This window comes from Streptomyces sp. NPDC088766, assembly GCF_044750845.1.
Lineage (GTDB): Bacteria > Actinomycetota > Actinomycetes > Streptomycetales > Streptomycetaceae > Streptomyces.
The window spans coordinates 51,358-69,880 of record NZ_JBIVKQ010000015.1 but is presented as its reverse complement, the minus strand read 5'-3'; the positions used below and the strand labels follow the sequence as shown (position 1 = coordinate 69,880).

Sequence of the window (18,523 nt, the reverse complement as noted above, 5' to 3'; positions counted from 1 at the left end):
TACCCCTGAAGCCGTCCGCGATTCGACGACCGGACTGTGCACGCCGTCCGCCAGGATGTGCAGACGGCCATGTCCACGCCACACACGTCGATGGACGACGAGGTGGTGACGTACCGATCTGGACATCGGGTGCAGCGGAGCGCCTGTGGGCGGAGGGCGGCTGCCGTTCATCGCGCCGACACCCGTCCTGCGCAGGCCCGCGCGGCGGACGAGGCCTCTGTCCGGGCCAGGCTCCGAAGCGGCGGGGTTTCGTAAGTGCGCCGTCGGTCTCTGGCGTGTACGCCGTGGCCCGGACAACCGTTGGCCCGCGAGTCCCCGGACTGTGCGGTCCCCGCACGTGATGCCGAGCTCGGGTCCCTGCGTCGCCGGTGAGTACCCGGCCGAAGACGTCGTGGACGCCGACGCGGGTCCGCTGCGGTTTTCACGCAGGGTGGTCGGTGGTCACCGAGGTTGGACCGGAGAGTGTGGCCGGAAGCGAGGGCCGGACGGGAGCTTCACCGCGGTCGGGCCCTTCCCCCGCCCGCGGACCGGCCCGAGGCGACGCCCCCGAAGAGCCGCGGGCACCGCCGCGGTCCTCGCCGCGAGGGGCGTTGTCAGTGGTGGGAGGCAGGATGACCGGCATGACGACACCTGCCGCACAGATCGTGGACGCCGCCGCCTACGCCCAGGCGGTCGAGGACGCCGTGAAGGCGTCCGCCGCCTACCACACCGGGGGCACCTCGGTGCTGGACGACGACACCTACGACCGGCTGGTGCGGGGCATCGAGGCCTGGGAGGCCGTCCACCCCGAGCAGATACTGCCCGACTCGCCGACCGGAAAGGTGGCCGGCGGCGCCGTCGAGGGCGACGTCCCGCACACGGTCGCGATGCTCAGCCTGGACAACGTGTTCTCGCCGGAGGAGTTCACCGCCTGGGCCGCCTCACTGGCGCGGCGCGTCGGCCACGAGAGCGAGCGGTACAGCGTCGAGCCCAAGCTGGACGGCCTGGCGATCGCGGCCCGTTACACCGAGGGCCGCCTGACACGGCTGATCACGCGGGGCGACGGGACGGCGGGCGAGGACGTCACGCACGCCGCCGGCACCGTCGAGGGCCTGCCCGAGCGCCTGACCGAGCCGGTCACCCTGGAGGTGCGCGGTGAAGTCCTGATGACGACGGCCCAGTTCGAGCACGCCAATGAGGTCCGCACCGCGCACGGCGGCCAGCCGTTCGCCAATCCGCGCAACGCCGCCGCCGGCACCCTGCGCGCCAGGGACCGCGCCTACACCGTGCCGATGACCTTCTTCGGCTACGGCCTGCTGCCCCTCGCCGGCACCGAGGCCGGCCTCGCCGCCGCCCTCGTCGAGGCCGCCCACAGCGACCTGATGGCCCGGGCCGCGACGCTCGGCGTGAACACGACGGCCACGACGGCCGTACCCGGCGTCACCGCGGACAGCGTGGAGGACGTCCTGGCCCGGGTGCGGGAGATCGCCGCCCTGCGGCCGGAACTGCCCTTCGGCATCGACGGGATCGTCGTCAAGGCCGACCTGGCCGCCGACCGGCGGGCCGCCGGGTCGGGCTCCAGAGCCCCGCGCTGGGCGATCGCCTACAAGCTGCCGGCCGTCGAGAAGATCACCCGCCTGCTGGAGGTGCAGTGGAACGTGGGCCGCACCGGCATCATCGCGCCCCGCGCCGTCCTCGCCCCGGTGGAGATCGACGGCTCCACCATCACCTACGCCACCCTCCACAACCCGGCCGACATCACCCGCCGCGACCTGCGCCTGGGCGACCATGTCATGGTCCACCGGGCGGGCGACGTCATCCCCCGCGTCGAGGCGCCCGTCGCCCACCTGCGCACCGGTGAGGAAAAGCCGATCGTCTTCCCCCGGGCGTGCCCGCGCTGCGGATCGGGCATCGACACGAGCGAGCAGCGCTGGCGCTGCGAGAACGGCCGCAACTGCCACCTGGTCGCCTCCCTCGCCTACGCCGCCGGACGCGACCAGCTCGACATCGAGGGCCTCGGCCACACCCGCGTCGTGCAGCTCGTCGAGGCGGGCCTGGTGGCCGATCTCGCCGACCTGTTCACCCTCACCCGCGAGCAGCTCCTCGGCCTGGACCGGATGGGCGGGACCAGCACCGACAACCTCCTCGCCGCCATCGCCACGGCCAAGGGCAGGACGCTGGCGCGGGTGCTGTGCGCCCTCGGCGTGCGCGGCACCGGACGCTCCATGTCCCGCCGTATCGCCCGGTACTTCGCCACCATGGACCAGCTGCGCGCCGCCGACGCGGAGACGATCCAGCGGGTGGAGGGCATCGGCACCGAGAAGGCCCCGTCCATCGTGGCCGAACTCGCCGAACTCGGCCCGCTCATCGACAAGCTCGCCGCGGCCGGCGTCAACATGACCGAGCCCGGCGCCACCCCGCCCGCCCCGCCGGCCGACGAGACCGACGGCGGCACCGGGACGCCGGACGCCGCGCACGCCACCGACACCACTGACGCCACCGACGTCACCGCGCCGGCCGGCGGGCCGCTGGCCGGTATGACGGTGGTGGTCACCGGCGCGATGACCGGCCCGCTGGAGAAGCTCAGCCGCAACGAGATGAACGAACTCGTGGAACGGGCCGGCGGTCGCTCCTCCTCCAGCGTCTCCAGGAGGACGAGCCTGGTCGTCGCCGGGGAGGGCGCCGGTTCCAAGCGGGCCAAGGCGGAGTCCCTGGGCGTGCGGCTGGCCACCCCCGACGAGTTCGCCGTCCTCGTCGCCGACCTCGTCGGCTGACCCCGACCGCCCCGGGCGGAGCCGGCCCCGCTCCGGTTCCGCCCGGCGGGATCAGTAGTTCTTCCACTCGTCGAGCACGTACTCCAGCACCGTCGGTTCCATCAGCGTGCTCGGCCGTACGTCCTCGCGGCGGCGGTCGACGGGGAACACCGTGGCCGCCTTCAGGACCGAGTCGTCCAGGTAGCGCAAGCGGGGGGCGTCCGGGGCCAGTCGCAGCGGCGGGGGAGTGGTGCCGCCGCGGGTGGCCAGCACGAATCCCCAGTTGCCGAAGCTCGGCACGTCGATCTGGAACTCGGTCGTGGCGTACCCGGCCGCCTCCACGGTCGCCGCGATCGACCAGAACGTCTTCGGCGCGAAGAACGGCGACCCGCTCTGCACCATGACCTGGCTCCGCGGCGTGAGGACCTGGCCGAGCAGGGTGTAGAACTCCACCGAGTACAGCTTGGCCAGCGCCGCCGTGTCCGGGTCCGGGAAGTCGATGACGACCGCGTCGTACCGCTGCCGGGCGCCGCGCAGCCAGGTGAAGGCGTCGGCGTTGACCACCTGGACCCTGGGATCGGCGAACGACTCGCCGTTCAGCTCGCGCAGCGGTGCGAAGTCACGGGCCAGCTTCGTCATCGCCGGGTCGAGCTCGACGAGCGTCACGTGCCGCACGTCGTCGTAGCGCAGCACCTCGCGCAGGGCGAGTCCGTCGCCACCGCCCAGGATCAGCACCTCGCCGCGTCCCCGCGACAGCACGGGGTGCACGAGCGACTCGTGGTAGCGGTACTCGTCGACGGAGCTGAACTGGAGGTCCCCGTTGAGGAAGAGGCGCATGTCCGCACCGCCGGTGAAGGCGGTGGAGCGGGTGACGACGATCTCCTGGTACGGCGTCGTCTCGGCGTGCACGATCGGGTCCTGGTACATCTGCTGACGCGCGGTGACCTCCAGGTCGTCCGCCAGCACGTACGCCGTACCGAGCACGGCCAGGACCGCCGTCACGCCGGAGAGGAGGCCGACCTGGACGAAACGCCGGGTCTGCCGGCGGAAGATGAACAGCACCACGACGACGCCGGCCACCGCGTTCACCGCGCCGACCACCAGCGCGCCCCGCAGCTGTCCGAACGTCGGCAGGAGCAGCAGCGGGAAGCACAGCCCGCCCACCAGCGCCCCGATGTAGTCGACGGCGAACATGTCGGCGACGGCGCTGCCCGCCTCCTGCCGCCGGATCCGCTGCAGCAGCGTCATCAGCAGCGGGATCTCGGCCCCGATGAGGAGGCCGACCACCAGCGTGATCACGATCATCGCCGGGGTGTACAGCTGGAGCCAGGCGAACGCCGCGTACAGCACGAGCACGGACAGCCCGCCGACCAGTGCCAGCGCCCCCTCGACGACGGCGAACGCGCCGACCGCGCGGCGGCGCAGCGGTTTGGCGGCGAGCGAGCCCAGACCCATCGCGAAGACCATCACGGAGATGACCACGGAGGTCTGGAGCACGGAGTTGCCGATGAGGTAGCTGCCCAGTGCGGTGAGCGCCAGCTCGTAGACGAGGCCGCAGGCGGCGCAGAGGAAGACGGCGAGCAGCAGGAGGAAGCGCGCCCCCCGGGTGTAGCGGACGGCCGGGGGGCGGGAGGGGGCCGCGGCGCCGCGGCCCCGAAGTGCGGTGGTGCTCACGGGTGCGGTGCCTATGACAGTGCCGCGCCGACCATGAAGGCGGTGCCGAGGTACATCCCCGCCTGGACCCAGGCGGCCGGGTGCGGACGGCCGTCGCTGCTGTCGTCGAGCGCGACCGCGCCCATCTGGCCCGGCGTGAGGTGGCCGATCACGATGCCGACCAGCGTCATCACCAGCACCCCGGCGAGGCCGTACAGGAGCGTGCTCAACAGGCCGTAGCCCAGGCCCTCCTCGGACTCGCTGGCCCGGATGGCCTCCATGATGACCAGACCCACGGCGATCGACTGACTGCCCAGCAGCACCGCCGCGCCGCGGTTGCGGTCCGTCCAGACCACGTGGAAGAGCTTGCCGGGCGTGACGAGGTCGAGGGCGATGAAGCCGACGGCCATCACCGCGAGGCCCACGACTCCGTAGAGCAGGGCCTGGCCCGTCGACTCGAAGATCTCGGTCACTGTGTTGCCTTTCTTGACGGCGTCGTCGGGGTCTGGTGGTGCGTCACGCGGGGAGCCGGTCCACCGGTGTCACTTGCCTTCGCCGGGGCCGCCGCCGCGGAAGCTGGCGCTGTCCGGGTTCGGCCAGTAGGTGAGGTGCGTGCTGTGCCGGTGGTAGCCGTTGCGGTAGTCCTCGATCTCGATCAGGCTGCCGCCGCTGTACGGCGACACGGTGACCATGTCGTCGCCGTAGCGCAGGAACTCCATGCTCCCGCCGGACGCGCGGTCGAGGGCCGCGCGGTGCCCGTGGATGGCGTCGGCCACCTGCGTCGGGGACTTGCTCGGAACGACCCAGTCCGCGCCGCTCTCGGTGTACGTGTCGCGTATCCAGCCGCGCGGCACCCCGTTGCCGCCGTCGGAGGAGCAGGCGGCCAGCAGGGCGACGGCCAGCACGGCCGCCACCGCTGCGCGGACGAGTCGGGCGCTCTTCATCGGGCCTCCAGCCGCGTGTACGTCGATACGATCTGGCCGTGCTGCGGATACGTGTGCCAGGTGCGCCAGACCAGCCCGCCGCCGGGCGGTCCGTCGGCCGCCTCGACGACGACGGCCGTCAGCGCCTCCGGCGACCCGGGGAAGATCCCGCACAGGCTGTCGGGGTTGCCGGCGACCCGGCGACGGATCCCCGCCACCCGGTCGCTGAAGCCCGCGGGGTCCAGCTGTCGGGTGTCGGCCGTGAAGTCATAGCTCCAGCCGGGCAGTTGACGGGTGTACGTCCCGGGCAGGCCCTTCACGGACCCCAACAGGCACGCCACGGTCTCCCGTACGGGACCGGCGAAGACCTGGTGCGAGGCGCCGAGCAGCCGCAGACGGACGTCGAGCCCGCCCACGGTCGTCTCGTGCTCGGCGAGGGCCGGCCGTTCGTCCAGGTCCAGCGAGAAGCAGAGCTGGTCCGCGTCCGTGTCCAGGTAGGGGGCGTCCAAGGCTATGGCGTGCAGGTGGACCCCCCCGGTCAGATCTTGCTATGAGCGGCGCCGAGTATGACACATATGGCGCAGGGGGTTTCACGTGCGGGGGAGGAACGATCGGTTCCCCGTCCCGGCGCTGCTCGCCGAGGCGCCCGCCGGTGTCCCCGCCCCACCCGCCCGGTGGGACGACGAACTTCCTTACCGGTGAGTGGAGTTCGAGCAGACGGCAGCCCGGTCCTCGGAGCGGCCGGTGCCGGTGCTCACCGAGGGGCCGGCCGGTCGCGGACCCAGCCGAGCAGCAGCACCGAGCACACCGCCGCGAAGGCGCACCAGGTGGAGACGAACTCCAGCCGCCACAGCGCCCAGCAGGCCGGCGCGCCCGCGGCGACGAAGATCCCCAGCACCAGCAGCCGCCGGTCGCCGGACAGCAGCAGGGAACCCACCGTGGCCAGCAGATAGCCGACGACGAGAAGGGTGGGGTGGGACAGATCGGTCGCATAGCCGATCGTGTGCCACCGGATCTCGGCCGTGACGGGGCCGACGGCCAGCCCGTACGCGAGGCCGGCGGCGGTCGCGACGCCGACCGCGAGGACGCAGCCGAGTCCGCGCCGGGTGCGCTGCGGGGCGGCGCACCACACTCCCGCGGGTACCCACACCGCCAGCACCGGCAGCGCGATGACGGCCCAGGCGACGGTGGCGGGTCCGTCGCCACCGCCCGCGTCCCAGACCATCGCCTCGACGATCTGATGGGCCCCGAGCAGGAGGGGCAGCGCGGCGAGCGGCAGGTCCCGCACCCGGCGCACCCGCGCCACACAGGCCACGCCGACGGCGGTGACCCCGGCGCCCGCCACCAGATCGGCCGTCGCACTCCAACACATGACGCCACCATCGAGTCGACCGTCGCGCGCCTCGGCACGCCCTGGTTGTGCGGGCCACGCTACGTCGCGTCCCGGCGAGGACGGGGCGGACCGCGCCGGGACGCCCGGGACGGCCGCGGGCCGGCCCGCGGCGGCCGCGGGACCGTCGGCGGACGGCTCCTCCTCGTGGTCCCGCAGTTCGGCGTCGTCGTCACCGCCGGGGCCGACGCAGAGGTCGCCGCCCGGCGTGACCTTCGTACCGGGTGGGGCCTGCGCGTCCGTCAGGGTGAACCCGCTCGCGGTCTTTGACGTCCCGTTCGTGATCTGACCTGCTCCGGCGTGTTTTGCCGTCCCGGCTCCCGCAGGGGCGTCCGGGCGGGGCCCGGGCGCGGTCGGCCGCCCCGCGACACGCCGCCCGCGACGCGCCGCCCCGCAACACGCCAACGTACGGCCGATACCGCCGGGCCACCGACCCGTCGAGCATATTGTCCGGAATATGAAGAAATACCATCTCGTGTACCTTGCGTGCACCGTCGCGGTCGTGGGGACGGGCCTCGGCGCCGCCCCGGCGTCCGCCGGCCACCTGACCCATGTGGTCCACCCGGGACAGTCGATCCAGAAGGCGGTGGGCGCCGCCGCGCCCGGTGACACGGTGCTGATCGCCCCGGGCACCTACCGGGAGAGCGTCACGGTGACCACCCCCGGACTGACCCTGCGCGGCATGGGCCGGGGCGTGGTGATCCAGCCGGCCGCCACCAAGACCGCCGCCAAGACGGCCGCCCGGACCACCGGCAAGTCCGCGGGCAGGGCCACCGGCAAGGACGCCGCCAAGGCCACGGACACCTGCGCCGCGGCCGGCAACGGCATCTGCGTGGTCGGGACGAAGGACCGCAAGCTCGAGGACGTCACCCTCGCCTCCCTGACCGTCACCGGCTTCACCCGCAGCGGCGTGTACGCCGTCGACACCGACAGGCTGACGGTGCGCAAGGTGACCGCGGTGAAGAACGGGGTGTGGGGCATCGCCCAGGAGGCCTCGGTGCGCGGTGTGTTCCGCGGCAACACCGCCCGGGACAACGGCGACGCGGGCCTCTTCCTCGCCAACTCGATCACCACCGAGCAGGGTGCCACCGACACCGGCGGCACGCTCGTCGAGCGCAACCGGCTGGAGGGCAACCGGATCGGCGTCACCGTCCGTCGGCTGCGTAACCTCACCGTCGCCGAGAACCACGTCACCGGCAACTGCGCGGGCGTGTTCGTCGTCGGCGACGAGAACAAGCCCAAGGCCGGGGCGGTGACCGTCGCCGCGAACCGCATCGTGCGCAACAACAAGTCCTGCCCGAAGACCGCGCGGCTGGACGCCCTGCAGGGCTCCGGCATCGTCATGACCGGCACCGAGGACACCCTGGTGACCCAGAACGTCATCCGGGACAACGCCGGGAAATCCCCGCTGTCCGGCGGCGTCGTCCTGTTCAAGAGCTTCGTCGGCACCACCAGCGAGCGGAACCGGATCAGCGACAACGAGCTGAGCGGCAACCTCCCGGCCGACCTCGTCGACCAGGAGACCGCCAAGGCCAACACCTTCGAGGCCAACTCCTGCCAGATCTCCAGGCCCGCCGGCCTGTGCTGACCGGCAGGCCGTGACCACCCGTGAACACGACGAAAAGGAAAGGCGGCACATGACGACCGCAGAAACTGCCCCGGCACCGTCCATGCGGCTGCGGGAGCTGGCGTTCGGGGCGGCCTGTGCCGCCGCCCTGCGCGCCACGGCCCGCCTGGGCGTCGCCGACGTCCTCGGCGACAGCCCCATGGCCGTGGAGGACCTCGCAGCCGCGGTGAAGACCGAACCCAAGCCCCTGCGAAGGCTGTTGCGGGCCGTCTCCTGCTACGGCGTCTTCGCCGAGCAGGGCGACGGGACCTTCGCGCACACCGAGATGTCCCGCCTGCTGCGCGAGGACGATCCGCACAGCCTGCGCTACATCACCCTGTGGTGCACCGAGCCGTGGACCTGGGACGCCTGGCCGAAGCTCGACGAGGCCGTGCGCACCGGCCACAACGTCGTCGAGGACCTGTACGGCAAGGAGTTCTTCACCTACCTCAACGAGGACGCTCCCGAATCCGCCCTCGTCTTCAACCGGGCCATGACGACCTCCAGCGCGCAGTCCGCACGGGAGGTCGCACAGCTCCTCGACCTGTCGGGGAGCGCCTCGGTCGCCGACATCGGGGGCGGCCAGGGGCATGTGGTGGCGAGCCTGCTGGAGAAGTACCCGGCACTGCACGGCACGCTCCTCGACCTGCCCCGCGTGGTGGAGAACGCCGACCCGCGGCTGCGTCCCGGCGGCGCGCTCGCGGACCGGATGCGCATCGTGCCCGGCGACTGCCGCGAGGCCGTCCCCGTCCAGGCCGATGTGTACATCATCAAGAACATCCTGGAGTGGGACGACGACAGCACCGCCCGCACCCTGCGCAACGTCATGGCGGCGGGCGGGCCGGGCGCACGGGTCGTCGTCATCGAGAACCTCGTCGACGACTCGCCCTCGATGCGCTTCAGCACCGCCATGGACCTGCTGCTGCTCCTCAACGTGGGCGGCGCGAAGCACACCACCGAGAGCATGGTGAGCCGGCTGACCGGGGCGGGCCTGGTCATCGACGACATCCGGCCGGTCAACCCCTACCTGCACGCGTTCGACTGCACCGTGCCCGCGTGACACCCCCCGGACCGACGGCGGCCGGCCCCGCGACGTGCGCGGGGCCGGCCGCCGTCGGTCACCGGCGTCTCACGCCGTGGAATCGCGCTCCCAGCGGTAGAAGCAGTGCGCCATCGCGTCCTTCGGCGAACGCCAGGTGGCGGGGTCGTAGGCGCTGACGTACGAGCTCAGCCGCTCACTGATGGCCCGGAACTCCGGGTGCCCGGCCAGCTCGGAGATGGCGGGCGTCGGGTCCTGCTCGGCCTCGACGAGATGCATGTACACGTCGTCGAACTGGAAGAGGCTTCGCCGCGAGACGCCGATGAGGTGCGGCAGCTCCCCGCGGTCCGACTCCGCGAACAGCTTGGCGATGTCCGGGGCGGACCCCGGGGCCATCCGGGCGACGATCAGGGTCTGGTGCGTCATCCTGTCCTCCGTCCGGTTCAGTCGGCCAGGCTGGGCACGGGCCGGTGCTCCGTGGCCGCCTGCTCGATGCGGTCCCGGATCAGCGCCATCTGCACCTTGGAGTTCCGGTTGATGTTGTCCGTCATCCAGGCGTCGTCGACGGGGGCCTCGGGCTTCATCTCGAAGTCCTGGGTCCACACCATCCGGGTGCCCTGCGGCACCTCCTCGTAGCGCCACCGGATGTTCATGTAGGCGAACGGTCCGGTCTCGACGCGGCGGGCCCGCACGGTGAGCGCGGGGCGGTCGGTCTCCCGCTCGGAGACCCAGCTCCACACCTTGCCGTTCTCGTCGGGGTGCATGGTGAGCCGGAAGGTGGTCTTCTCGCCCTCCTGCTTCAGGATCTCGGCCGAGGCGTACTCGCTGAACAGCTGCGGCCAGTTCGCCACGTCGTTGGTCATGTCCCAGACCAGGTCCAGCGGAGCGGCGATGACGATCTCGTTCTCGGTGTGTCCGGACATGTCACGCCCCCGCCGGCAGAGCACTGTTGACCTGGTCGAGGAACTGCCGGGGCGTCTTGCTGCGCTCCGCGTCCTGGGGCATCGGCGTGCCGTAGCGGTTCTCCAGCTCGCCCACGATGCCGAGCAGCCCGAGCGAGTCGATGCCGAGGGCGTCGAAGCCGACGTCGTACTGCCGCTGGAGGTCGTCCGGGGCGACCGTGACGCCGACGGACTTCTTCATCAGTTCGGCCAGTTCCTCGACCGTGATGCGGTCACTCATGCGGTTCCTCTCCTTCTGCTCTGTGCTTCCTGGACGCGCCTCGTCACGAGGCGCCGGTGGCGCCGTGCCGCAGCACCAGCGCCGAGTTCGACCCCATCAGGCCCCGGCTGAGCACCAGCGCCGTGCGCAGTTCGGCGGGGCGGGCCCGGCCGGTCACCAGGTCGAGGTCGTGACAGACGTCGAAGACGTGCGGGGTGGGCGGGATCAGGCCGTGCTCCATGGCGAGCACCGCCGCCGCGGTGTCCAGCACCGGCGCCGCGCAGTAGCCGCGGCCGGTCCCGGTCTTCGGCGCGGTGACCGGCACCCGCCTGCCGTGCGCGCCGAGGGCGTCGGCGATGGCCAGCGCCTCGGCACGGTCCGCCTCCGGCACGCCGAGCGCGTCGGCGAAGACCACGTCGATCTCCTCCGGCGCGCACCCGGCGTCCGCCAGGGCCGCACGGACGGCTTCCGCGAGACCCTCCCGGGACTGCGCCCACCGGGAGGCGCCGGTGAACGTCGCCGCGTGCCCCGCGAGGGTGGCCCGCACCCGCGCCCCGCGTTCCCGGGCAGCGGACTCCTCCTCGACGACGAACATGGCGCCGCCCTCGGCCGGCACGAACCCGCAGGCCCCCTCCGTGAACGGACGGTAGGCCCGCTCGGGGTCGTCGCCGGTGCTCAGCTCCTCGTAACCGAGCTGGCACACCACCGAGTACGGGGCGAGCGGCGCCTCGGTCGCGCCGGCCACGATCACCCCGGTGCCGCGTCGCACCGCCCGTGCCGCGTGCGCCAGGGCGTCCAGTCCGCCGGCCTCGTCGGAGGCGACGACCGAGCACGGCCCCTTGAAGCCGCGCCGGATGGAGACCTGGCCGGTGCTGGCGGCGTAGAACCAGGCGATCGACTGGTACGGCCCGACGAAGCGGCTGCCCTTGCCCCACAGCTGCTGGAGCTCCCGCTGGCCGAACTCACCGCCGCCGGAACCGGCCGCGGTGACCACGCCCACCGAGTACGGTGCGTCACCGGTGTCGGCCTGGCCGAGACGGGCGTCCTCCAGCGCGAGGTCGGCCGCGGCCAGCGCGAAGTGCGTGAACCGGTCGGTCTGGACGAGGTAGCGCTCCTCGACCGCCGCCGCCGGCTCGAACTCCCGCACCTCGCCCGCCACACGCAGCGGGAGGTGTTCACAGCCCTCGCGGGTGACCCGGCCGAGGGCGCTGATGCCCTCCTGGGTGGCTTTCCAGAAGGACTCGGTGCTGGCTCCGTTGGGCGCGACCACACCGATACCGGTGACGGCGGCACGCCGCGGACGGGGTTCGGTCATCGTTCCCTCTCCCTCGGCCGGTTGAGGACCACCGCCGACTGGAAACCGCCGAACCCGCTGCCCACGGAGAGCACGCTGTTCAGCTTCCGCTCGCGCGCCTCACGCGGCACGTAGTCCAGATCGCACTCGGGGTCCGGGGTCTCGTAGTTCGCGGTGGGAGGCACCACCTGGTGGGCCAGGGCCAGCACACAGGCGACGACCTCGATCGCGCCGATCGCGCCCAGGGAGTGCCCCACCATCGACTTGATGGAACTCATGGGCGTGCCGTAGGCGTGCTCGCCCAGGACCCGCTTCACGGCGGCGGTCTCGTGCCGGTCGTTCTGCTTGGTGCCCGAGCCGTGCGCGTTGACGTAGTCGACCTCCGTGGGGTCGACCCGGGCGTGGCCGAGGGCCTCCTCGATGGCCCGCGCCATCTCCAGGCCCTCGCTGGTCAGACCGGTCATGTGGTAGGCGTTGCCGAAGGTCGCGTAGCCGCCCAGCTCGCAGTAGACGTGCGCACCGCGGGCCCTGGCGTGCTCCAGCTCCTCCAGGACGAGCACCGCACCGCCCTCGCCCATGACGAAGCCGTCACGGTTGGCGTCGAAGGGACGCGAGGCGTGCGCCGGGTCGTCGTTGTTGCACGACGTGGCCTTGATGGCGTCGAAGCAGGCCATGGTGATCGGGGAGATCGGCGAGTCCGAGGCGCCGGCGATGCAGATGTCGGCCCGGCCCTCCTCGATCGTGTGGAAGGCGTACCCGACCGCGTCGAGCCCGGAGGTGCAGCCCGTCGACACCGTCTGCACCGGCCCGCGCGCCTCGAACCGCTCCGCCACCGTGGAGGCCAGCGTGCTGGGCGAGAACGCGCGGTGCAGGTGCGGCCGGGCCCGGCCGTGGTCCACGTCCCAGCGCTGTCCGCCGTGGCTGACCAGCACGTAGTCGTTTTCCAGGCGGGTGGTGCCGCCGACCGCGGTGCCCAGCGAGACCCCCACCCGCCAGGGGTTCTCCCGGCCCAGGTCGAGACCGGAGTCCCGCACCGCCTCCTCCCCGGCGACCAGGGCGAACTGGATGTACCGGTCGCACCGGGCGACCTGCTCCGCGTCCAGCCCGTGCGTCGCCGGGTCGAAGTCGCACTCGGCCGCGATGCGCGACCGCAGGCCCGCCGGGTCGAAGAAGGTGATGCCCCGCGTCGCGGTGCGTCCGTGGGACAGCAGGTCCCAGAACGCCGGCACCCCGATGCCGCCCGGAGCGACGACGCCTATGCCGGTGACCGCCACCCGCCTGTTCATGAACCGGCCTGCCGGCGTCCGGCCGTGCGGACCGCACCGCCGTGGGCGCCCTCCGCCGCCACGGCGACGGGCTCGGTCTCCTCCGTGTCGACGTGGCCGAGCGGCGGGCTCGGCGCCAGCGGGCCCAGGTGGAAGACCAGGCGCGCCTCGACCTTGCCCACATTGCGGAAGCGGTGCCGCATGTGCATCGGGATCATCAGCCCCTGCTCGGGCTGGAGCGGGTGCGGTTCGCCGTCGAGGTCGACCTCCAGCTGCCCGCACACCACGTACACGAACTCCTCGGAGTAGGGGTGGTAGTGCTCGCCGATGCGGTCACCCGGCTGGATGATGGCCACACCCATGAAACCGCTGGTGGCGCCGGAGGTGGTGGGCGTGAGCATGGCGCGCAGGTCACCGCCGCGCCGGGTGTTGGGCTCGACCTCGCTGAGGTCCACGATTCTGGGACGGGATGTGATCACGACGTTGCTCCGTTTCGTGTGCTGTGTCGGCGTGGGCGGCCTGCGCCCCGCCTGCCGGACGGCTCAGGCGTCGGGCGAGCGGCGGTCGGTGACGAGTTCCATGCGGGCGAGGGTGAGGAGACGGTCGGCGGCCCCGTCCCGCAGCGCGGAGGCGTCCACGCCGACCGCGGAGGCGTCCAGCAGGGCCGTCAGCTCCGCCGTCCGGGCCGGGTCCGTCAGACCGAGCACCTGACCGGCGTCGATGTCTCCGCCGCGTACGTCGACCAGGCGCACCACGACGTCGTCGCGCTGGAAGATCGTGCTGCGCAGCACCGGGCTGCGCGGGTCGTCCGCCGCCTCCTCGTCCTGCTGGGCGAGGAGTTCGGCCATCCGCAGACCGCCGCCTTCCCGCGCCGGGTAGTACAGCGCGTGCCGTACGGTGTCCTGCCGCTCCTCGCCCGCCGACACGTGGTGGACGGCCGGCAGCGCCGCACGGGTGAAGAAGACCCGGGCCGACTCGGGGTCGTCGAGGTCGCGGTCCTGCTCCAGGTAGGGGTTGATGGCCTCCTCGACGGCCCGCACCTCGGGCTGCCGGGCGACGTGCCGCAGCGCGGCGAGCAGGTCGCCCCGTACCTCGATGGCCCGCACCACCCGGTTGCCGTGCATGAAGAGGGAGGTGCGGATCAGGCGGGTGGTCTCGTCGACCTGCGGCTCCGGCGAGGCGTAGTCGCTGAGGATCTTCGCGACGGCCTCCTCGCTGCCCGGCTTCACCGTGAAGGTGAGCGCGTGCCGGATCACGCCGTCGCCGATCCGGGGCGACGACTGGAGCCGGCGCTCGCCGGGCTCGGCCAGTGCGGCCGGGCCGCCCGTCTCGCGCACGACGTGGAACCGCAGCGACCTGGTGTCCCGCACGCAGCTGTGCAGCGGCTGCACCATCCGGACGTGCTCCTCGCTGTTGACCCAGGTCAGGAACGGCGGGGCACTCTCCCACTCACTGGTGATGAGCCACTGGGAGGGGTTCTCGATCGACTGGCACAGCTGGTCGCTGACGTGGCCGGGGACCGCCGCGATCTGGTTGCAGAGCTGCTCGTACGCCTCCAGGAACTGCTGCTGGGCCCCGTCGTAGACGTCCACCAGCAGGATGACCCGCAGGTGGGAGCCGTCGAAGACGGACTGGGAGACGCGCTGCGACACCTGGCGCGTCAGCTGTTCGGAAGCGGGGGCGGACGTGGTGGTCATCGTGGGGATCTCCTTCGGGGAGCGAGGCGGAACCTCGGCCGCGGTGAGGCGACGTGAGCGTGTCTTGATCCTGTGGCGGTCCGGACCGGTGCGCGACCGGGAGGGACTGGGCGGGTGACCGGCTCCCCTCGTCCGTGTGAGGTTCCGTCACCTGAGGTGCGCGAAGACGACGAGGTTCTCCGTGTAGTCCTTGACCGTGCGGTCGTAGTCGCCCGCGCAGGTGATGAGCCGCACCTGGGCGTCGGCGGTGTCCCCGTAGACCCGCCGGCTGGGGAAGCGGTCCTTGTCGAACTTCTCGACGCTGTCGACCACGAAGACGGGCGTACGCCCGTCGGCCCGCCGCACGCGGAAGACGTCGCCCTTCTTGAGTTCGTCCAGTTCGGCGAAGACGGCCGCGGAGGTGGCGGTGTCGACGTGCCCGGCGATGATCGCGGTGCCCGTCTCACCGGGTGAGGCGCCCTTGGCGTACCACCCGACCAGGTTGGTGTCGTGCGGCGGTGGGGCCTGGAGCTGCCCGCCCGCGCCGATGGCGAGGTCGGTGAAGGGGGCGTCGACGGAGATCTTCGGGATGAGCAGCCGCACGGGGCTGGACCGCGGCAGGGGCTTTCCCACCGGCCCGGCGCCGGGTGAGGCCGGTGCGGCGGCCCGCGGGGCGGACTGCGGGTCGAACGGCGGACTGGGAGCGCCCGCCTGCGGGGTGTCGTCGCCGAGCAGGCGCACCGCCAGCAGCAGCAGCCCCCCGGCGCACAGCATGATCAGGCCCCGGCGGGGCTGACGGGCCGGTGCCGGCCCGTCGGAGGAGGCGGAGGAGTGGACAGCCATCCGAGGTGACCTCACTAGCTGGTTCGCGGCAGCGGGACGGGCGGGGGCGGAAAGCGAGCCGGGCCGCCACGTCCAGCTCAGGTGGCGGCCACGGCTGCTATGTCGCCCGGCACGGGTCAGGCCAGGCCGGCGGCCGACTTCTTACGGCGCGCGGCGTACAGGCCGGTCGCGGCGACGGCCAGCACGGCCATGCCGCCCGCGGTCGTGGCGGGCGTGTCGAGCGCGCCGCCGCCGGTGTGCATTCCGCCGCGCGGCTTCTCCTCGCCGTCCTTGGTCCAGGAGGAGTCCTTGCCGTGCTCGCTGTCCTTCTTGTACGTCTCCGGGTCCTGCTTGGGGTCGCGCGAGGTGCCCCAGTCGTCGGCCGTGACCGCGGTCAGCGCGCCGCCGCCGGTGTGCATCCCGCCGTGCGGCTTCTCCTCGCCTTCCTTGGTCCAGGACTCCTTCTCCTCGCCGTCCTTGGTCGAGGAGGAGTCCTTGCCGTGCTCGCTGTCCTTCTTCTGCGTCTCCGGGTCCTGCTTGGGGTCGCGCGAGGTGCCCCAGTCGTCGGCCGTGACCGCGGTCAGCGCGCCGCCACCCGTGTGCATGCCGCCGCGCGGCGCGTCGTGCTTGCTCCCGTGGTCCTGCTCCTTCTCCTTGCCGTACGAGGAGTCGTCCTTGCTCCCGTGGTCCTGCTCCTTGCTGTAGGAGGAGTCGTCGCTCTCCCAGTCACCACCCGCCGCGTACGCACCGGGCGCGGCGAGGGCGAGGGCGGCCGAGGCCGCCGCGGTGGCCAGGATCATGCGTGCTGAGCGCATATGAGGGTCCTTCCGTCGGCCGGGCAGCTGGCAGTTCGTCAGCTGAGAGAACCCGGCCCCGACGTGATCCACCGTCAGCCACTGCGCCGGGTCCCACCACTCGAGGCGCTCAGCCGGGTGAGGGCGGGCGGCATCCGGGGGAACGACGAAGGGCCTGGGCCGGCCTCCCCGGGGAGGCCGGCCCAGGCCCGCGGACGCCGCTACGGCATCCGACGACCGGTCAGGCGAGGGCGAGCACCGTGGTCAGGACGCGCCGCAGCACCGGTTCGGGCTCCGGGACCGGGCCGGGCGAGCGCCAGGCGACGAACCCGTCCGGCCGCACCAGGACGGCACCTCCGCCCGCCGTGCCGTGGCGCTCCCGCCAGTCCGCGCCGTCCTCGGGCACCAGCGCGGCGTCGGGTCCCGTTCCCACGCGGTACGACACGAGGGGGACGGACAGTTCATCGGCCAGCCGGACGGCGGCCTCGTGCCAGTCGTTCGGCCCGTCGGTCCCGGCGTCGCCGTCGCTCAGCAGGACCAGGGACCGCTCGTACAGGTCGAGCGTGGACAGCCGCCTGCCCTCGTGCCGGACCCACAGGTGGGGTGCCCGGGTGCCGGGGGCGCCGTCGAGGGCGAGCTTCTCCGGGACCACCGGCGAGGTGGGGTCGGTGCCGACGACGGCGCCCTGCGGGTAGCGGTAGCCGAGCGCCACGTTGAGGATGCCGCGCTGCGGCCCGCCCCCGCCTGCGCCCCCGCCTCCGCCCGCACCCGCCGGCGGGGCGAAACCGGGGTGGCTGTGCTCGGCCGACCGGACCGCGGCACGGGCACTGGTCGCCTCCGCCACGGGGCGGCGCTCGAGGTCGTAGGAGTCCAGCAGGCGGTGACCCGCCCAGCCGCCGAGCACCGCCGCCAGCTTCCAGGCCAGGTTGTGCGCGTCCTGGATACCGGTGTTGGAACCGAAGGCCCCGGTGGGGGACATCTCGTGGGCCGAGTCGCCCGCCAGCAGGACGCGGCCCGAGCGGTAGCCGCGGGCCACGCGCTGGGCGGCGTGCCAGGGCGCCCGCCCGGTGATCTCGATGTCGAGGTCCGCCCGGCCGACCGCGCGCCGGATGTGCTCGGCGCAGCGCTCGTCGGTGAAGTCCTCCAGCGTCTCGCCGCGTTCGGGGTGCCAGGGGGCGTGGAAGACCCAGTTCTCCCGGTTGTCCACCGGCAGCAGCGCGCCGTCGCCGTCCGGGCTGGTGAGGTAGCAGACGATGAACCGGCGCTCGCCCACCACGTCGGCGAGGAGACGGGACCGGAAGGTGATGCTGACGTTGCTGAACAGCTCGCCGGGGCCGCTCTGGCCGATGCCGAGCTGCTCGCGGACGGGGCTGCGGGGACCGTCGGCGGCGACCAGGTAGTCGGCGCGGATCCTGGTGTGCTCACCGGTCTCCCGGTTCTTGACCAGCGCGGTGACACCGTCGGAGTCGGCGTCGAACGACAGCAGTTCGGTGGAGTACCGCAGGTCGCCGCCGAGCGTCGTGGCGTGGTCGAGGAGGACCGGCTCCAGGTCGTTCTGGCTGCACAGGCACCAGGAGCTCGGGCTGAAGCGGGCCAGCCCGCCGCCCGGGTCGATGTCCTTGACCAGCCACTCGCCCGCGTCGTCGACCAGGTCGCGCGCCTGGAGGATGCCGTGGTTGTCGGCCAGGGTGGCCGCGGCCCGGTGGATCGCCGGCTCGACGCCGGCCACCCGGAACAGCTCCATCGTGCGGACGTTGTTGCCGCGTCCGCGGGGGTGGTGGGAGGTACCGGAATGGCGCTCCACCAGGGTGTGGCCCACCCCCAGTCGGCCCAGGAAGAGTGAGGTCGACAGGCCCACGAGGGAGCCGCCGACGATCAGGACGGGGACGCGGTGGATCGCGCCGCCCGGTTGGTCGGTTCTTTGGTTCATGATGTGTCTCCAGCACGTCGTGTCCGCCGACACGGCCGTTTGCGGCCGGACGGCCGGGACTGTCATGCATGCCCCGCCCGGCGAACGGCGGCCCAGGCTTCACCCGCCTGACGGTGCGTGACCGCGGTGGCCGGAGCCCCGGCGTGCGCGAGGGCCGCCGCGCGCGCCGGGGGAGACGGGCCCGGCGGCGGCGACGGCCCTCGCGGGGTCCGTCCGGGCCGTTCACGACGGCCCTCCG

The 18,523-nt window shown here is 72.7% G+C and carries 18 protein-coding genes; 3 read left to right on the top strand and 15 right to left on the bottom strand.

Features of this window, described 5'->3' with window-relative positions; translation table 11 throughout:
- The first annotated feature begins 620 nt into the window (after window positions 1–620).
- Window positions 621–2,753: an NAD-dependent DNA ligase LigA gene (gene ligA, locus ACIP5W_RS21540; protein WP_401475753.1), complete on the top strand. Its 2,133-nt coding sequence runs from the start codon at window positions 621–623 to the stop codon at window positions 2,751–2,753.
- A 51-nt stretch (window positions 2,754–2,804) separates the two neighbouring features.
- Here ligA and ACIP5W_RS21535 read toward each other — a convergent pair whose 3' ends face one another.
- From ACIP5W_RS21535 to ACIP5W_RS21515, 5 genes are all read right to left on the bottom strand, one after another.
- Complete coding sequence (locus tag ACIP5W_RS21535) at window positions 2,805–4,406, bottom strand: polyamine aminopropyltransferase (RefSeq protein ID WP_401475750.1); 1,602 nt, start codon at window positions 4,404–4,406, stop codon at window positions 2,805–2,807.
- An 11-nt stretch (window positions 4,407–4,417) separates the two neighbouring features.
- Window positions 4,418–4,858, bottom strand: coding sequence for a DUF350 domain-containing protein (locus ACIP5W_RS21530; RefSeq protein WP_401475747.1), 441 nt, complete (start codon window positions 4,856–4,858; stop codon window positions 4,418–4,420).
- Window positions 4,859–4,927: 69 nt separating this feature from the next.
- Window positions 4,928–5,329, bottom strand: coding sequence for a DUF4247 domain-containing protein (locus ACIP5W_RS21525; protein ID WP_401475744.1), 402 nt, complete (start codon window positions 5,327–5,329; stop codon window positions 4,928–4,930).
- On the bottom strand, window positions 5,326–5,817 hold the full coding sequence (locus ACIP5W_RS21520; protein WP_401475741.1) for a DUF2617 family protein: 492 nt from the start codon (window positions 5,815–5,817) through the stop codon (window positions 5,326–5,328). Before ACIP5W_RS21520 ends, ACIP5W_RS21525 begins: the two co-directional genes overlap by 4 nt.
- 245 nt (window positions 5,818–6,062) lie before the next feature.
- A complete protein-coding gene (locus tag ACIP5W_RS21515; protein ID WP_401475738.1) occupies window positions 6,063–6,680 on the bottom strand; it encodes a DUF6629 family protein in 618 nt (205 codons plus the stop codon).
- 475 nt (window positions 6,681–7,155) lie between these two features.
- On the opposite strand from ACIP5W_RS21515, the gene ACIP5W_RS21510 reads away from it, so the two are divergent.
- On the top strand, window positions 7,156–8,286 hold the full coding sequence (locus ACIP5W_RS21510) for a nitrous oxide reductase family maturation protein NosD (protein WP_401475735.1): 1,131 nt from the start codon (window positions 7,156–7,158) through the stop codon (window positions 8,284–8,286).
- 49 nt (window positions 8,287–8,335) lie between these two features.
- A complete protein-coding gene (locus tag ACIP5W_RS21505) occupies window positions 8,336–9,364 on the top strand; it encodes a methyltransferase (RefSeq protein ID WP_401475732.1) in 1,029 nt (342 codons plus the stop codon).
- Window positions 9,365–9,433: 69 nt separating this feature from the next.
- Here ACIP5W_RS21505 and ACIP5W_RS21500 read toward each other — a convergent pair whose 3' ends face one another.
- The 10 genes from ACIP5W_RS21500 to ACIP5W_RS21455 form a co-directional block, all read right to left on the bottom strand.
- Window positions 9,434–9,769, bottom strand: coding sequence for a TcmI family type II polyketide cyclase (locus tag ACIP5W_RS21500; protein WP_401475729.1), 336 nt, complete (start codon window positions 9,767–9,769; stop codon window positions 9,434–9,436).
- A 17-nt stretch (window positions 9,770–9,786) separates the two neighbouring features.
- Window positions 9,787–10,266, bottom strand: a complete 480-nt coding sequence (locus ACIP5W_RS21495; RefSeq protein WP_401475726.1) for an SRPBCC family protein — start codon at window positions 10,264–10,266, stop codon at window positions 9,787–9,789.
- A 1-nt stretch (window position 10,267) separates the two neighbouring features.
- Entirely contained in the window at window positions 10,268–10,525 is a 258-nt protein-coding gene (locus ACIP5W_RS21490; RefSeq protein WP_398104018.1) for an acyl carrier protein, read from the bottom strand.
- 43 nt (window positions 10,526–10,568) lie between these two features.
- Complete coding sequence (locus tag ACIP5W_RS21485; protein ID WP_401475723.1) at window positions 10,569–11,819, bottom strand: ketosynthase chain-length factor; 1,251 nt, start codon at window positions 11,817–11,819, stop codon at window positions 10,569–10,571.
- Window positions 11,816–13,084, bottom strand: a complete 1,269-nt coding sequence (locus ACIP5W_RS21480; RefSeq protein WP_401475720.1) for a beta-ketoacyl-[acyl-carrier-protein] synthase family protein — start codon at window positions 13,082–13,084, stop codon at window positions 11,816–11,818. Before ACIP5W_RS21480 ends, ACIP5W_RS21485 begins: the two co-directional genes overlap by 4 nt.
- Window positions 13,081–13,542 carry a cupin domain-containing protein gene (locus ACIP5W_RS21475; RefSeq protein WP_401475717.1) on the bottom strand — a complete coding sequence of 154 codons (462 nt, stop codon included), beginning with the start codon at window positions 13,540–13,542 and terminating at the stop codon, window positions 13,081–13,083. The genes ACIP5W_RS21480 and ACIP5W_RS21475 overlap by 4 nt, the downstream gene beginning before the upstream one ends.
- Before the next feature lie 63 nt (window positions 13,543–13,605).
- Window positions 13,606–14,760 (bottom strand): SchA/CurD-like domain-containing protein, encoded by a 1,155-nt coding sequence (locus ACIP5W_RS21470; RefSeq protein WP_401475714.1) that lies wholly within the window; start codon window positions 14,758–14,760, stop codon window positions 13,606–13,608.
- A gap of 147 nt (window positions 14,761–14,907) precedes the next feature.
- Window positions 14,908–15,582: a class F sortase gene (locus ACIP5W_RS21465; protein ID WP_401475711.1), complete on the bottom strand. Its 675-nt coding sequence runs from the start codon at window positions 15,580–15,582 to the stop codon at window positions 14,908–14,910.
- 116 nt (window positions 15,583–15,698) lie between these two features.
- Entirely contained in the window at window positions 15,699–16,376 is a 678-nt protein-coding gene (locus ACIP5W_RS21460) for a hypothetical protein (RefSeq protein ID WP_401475708.1), read from the bottom strand.
- Window positions 16,377–16,596: 220 nt separating this feature from the next.
- Window positions 16,597–18,285 carry an FAD-dependent oxidoreductase gene (locus ACIP5W_RS21455; RefSeq protein ID WP_401475705.1) on the bottom strand — a complete coding sequence of 563 codons (1,689 nt, stop codon included), beginning with the start codon at window positions 18,283–18,285 and terminating at the stop codon, window positions 16,597–16,599.
- Between the last annotated feature and the right edge of the window lie 238 nt (window positions 18,286–18,523).

What these genes read in the sequence shown, in the direction of transcription:
- ACIP5W_RS21525 (WP_401475744.1), bottom strand. Translation starts at nt 5,329, where the DNA reads ATGAAGAGCGCCCGACTCGTCCGCGCAGCGGTGGCGGCCGTGCTGGCC.
- ACIP5W_RS21495 (WP_401475726.1), bottom strand. Translation starts at nt 10,266, where the DNA reads ATGTCCGGACACACCGAGAACGAGATCGTCATCGCCGCTCCGCTGGAC.
- ACIP5W_RS21460 (WP_401475708.1), bottom strand. Translation starts at nt 16,376, where the DNA reads ATGCGCTCAGCACGCATGATCCTGGCCACCGCGGCGGCCTCGGCCGCC.
- ACIP5W_RS21510 (WP_401475735.1), top strand. Translation starts at nt 7,156, where the DNA reads ATGAAGAAATACCATCTCGTGTACCTTGCGTGCACCGTCGCGGTCGTG.
- ACIP5W_RS21505 (WP_401475732.1), top strand. Translation starts at nt 8,336, where the DNA reads ATGACGACCGCAGAAACTGCCCCGGCACCGTCCATGCGGCTGCGGGAG.
- ACIP5W_RS21480 (WP_401475720.1), bottom strand. Translation starts at nt 13,084, where the DNA reads ATGAACAGGCGGGTGGCGGTCACCGGCATAGGCGTCGTCGCTCCGGGC.
- ACIP5W_RS21485 (WP_401475723.1), bottom strand. Translation starts at nt 11,819, where the DNA reads ATGACCGAACCCCGTCCGCGGCGTGCCGCCGTCACCGGTATCGGTGTG.
- ACIP5W_RS21455 (WP_401475705.1), bottom strand. Translation starts at nt 18,285, where the DNA reads ATGAACCAAAGAACCGACCAACCGGGCGGCGCGATCCACCGCGTCCCC.
- ACIP5W_RS21515 (WP_401475738.1), bottom strand. Translation starts at nt 6,680, where the DNA reads ATGTGTTGGAGTGCGACGGCCGATCTGGTGGCGGGCGCCGGGGTCACC.
- ligA (WP_401475753.1), top strand. Translation starts at nt 621, where the DNA reads ATGACGACACCTGCCGCACAGATCGTGGACGCCGCCGCCTACGCCCAG.
- ACIP5W_RS21490 (WP_398104018.1), bottom strand. Translation starts at nt 10,525, where the DNA reads ATGAGTGACCGCATCACGGTCGAGGAACTGGCCGAACTGATGAAGAAG.
- ACIP5W_RS21500 (WP_401475729.1), bottom strand. Translation starts at nt 9,769, where the DNA reads ATGACGCACCAGACCCTGATCGTCGCCCGGATGGCCCCGGGGTCCGCC.
- ACIP5W_RS21470 (WP_401475714.1), bottom strand. Translation starts at nt 14,760, where the DNA reads ATGACCACCACGTCCGCCCCCGCTTCCGAACAGCTGACGCGCCAGGTG.
- ACIP5W_RS21465 (WP_401475711.1), bottom strand. Translation starts at nt 15,582, where the DNA reads ATGGCTGTCCACTCCTCCGCCTCCTCCGACGGGCCGGCACCGGCCCGT.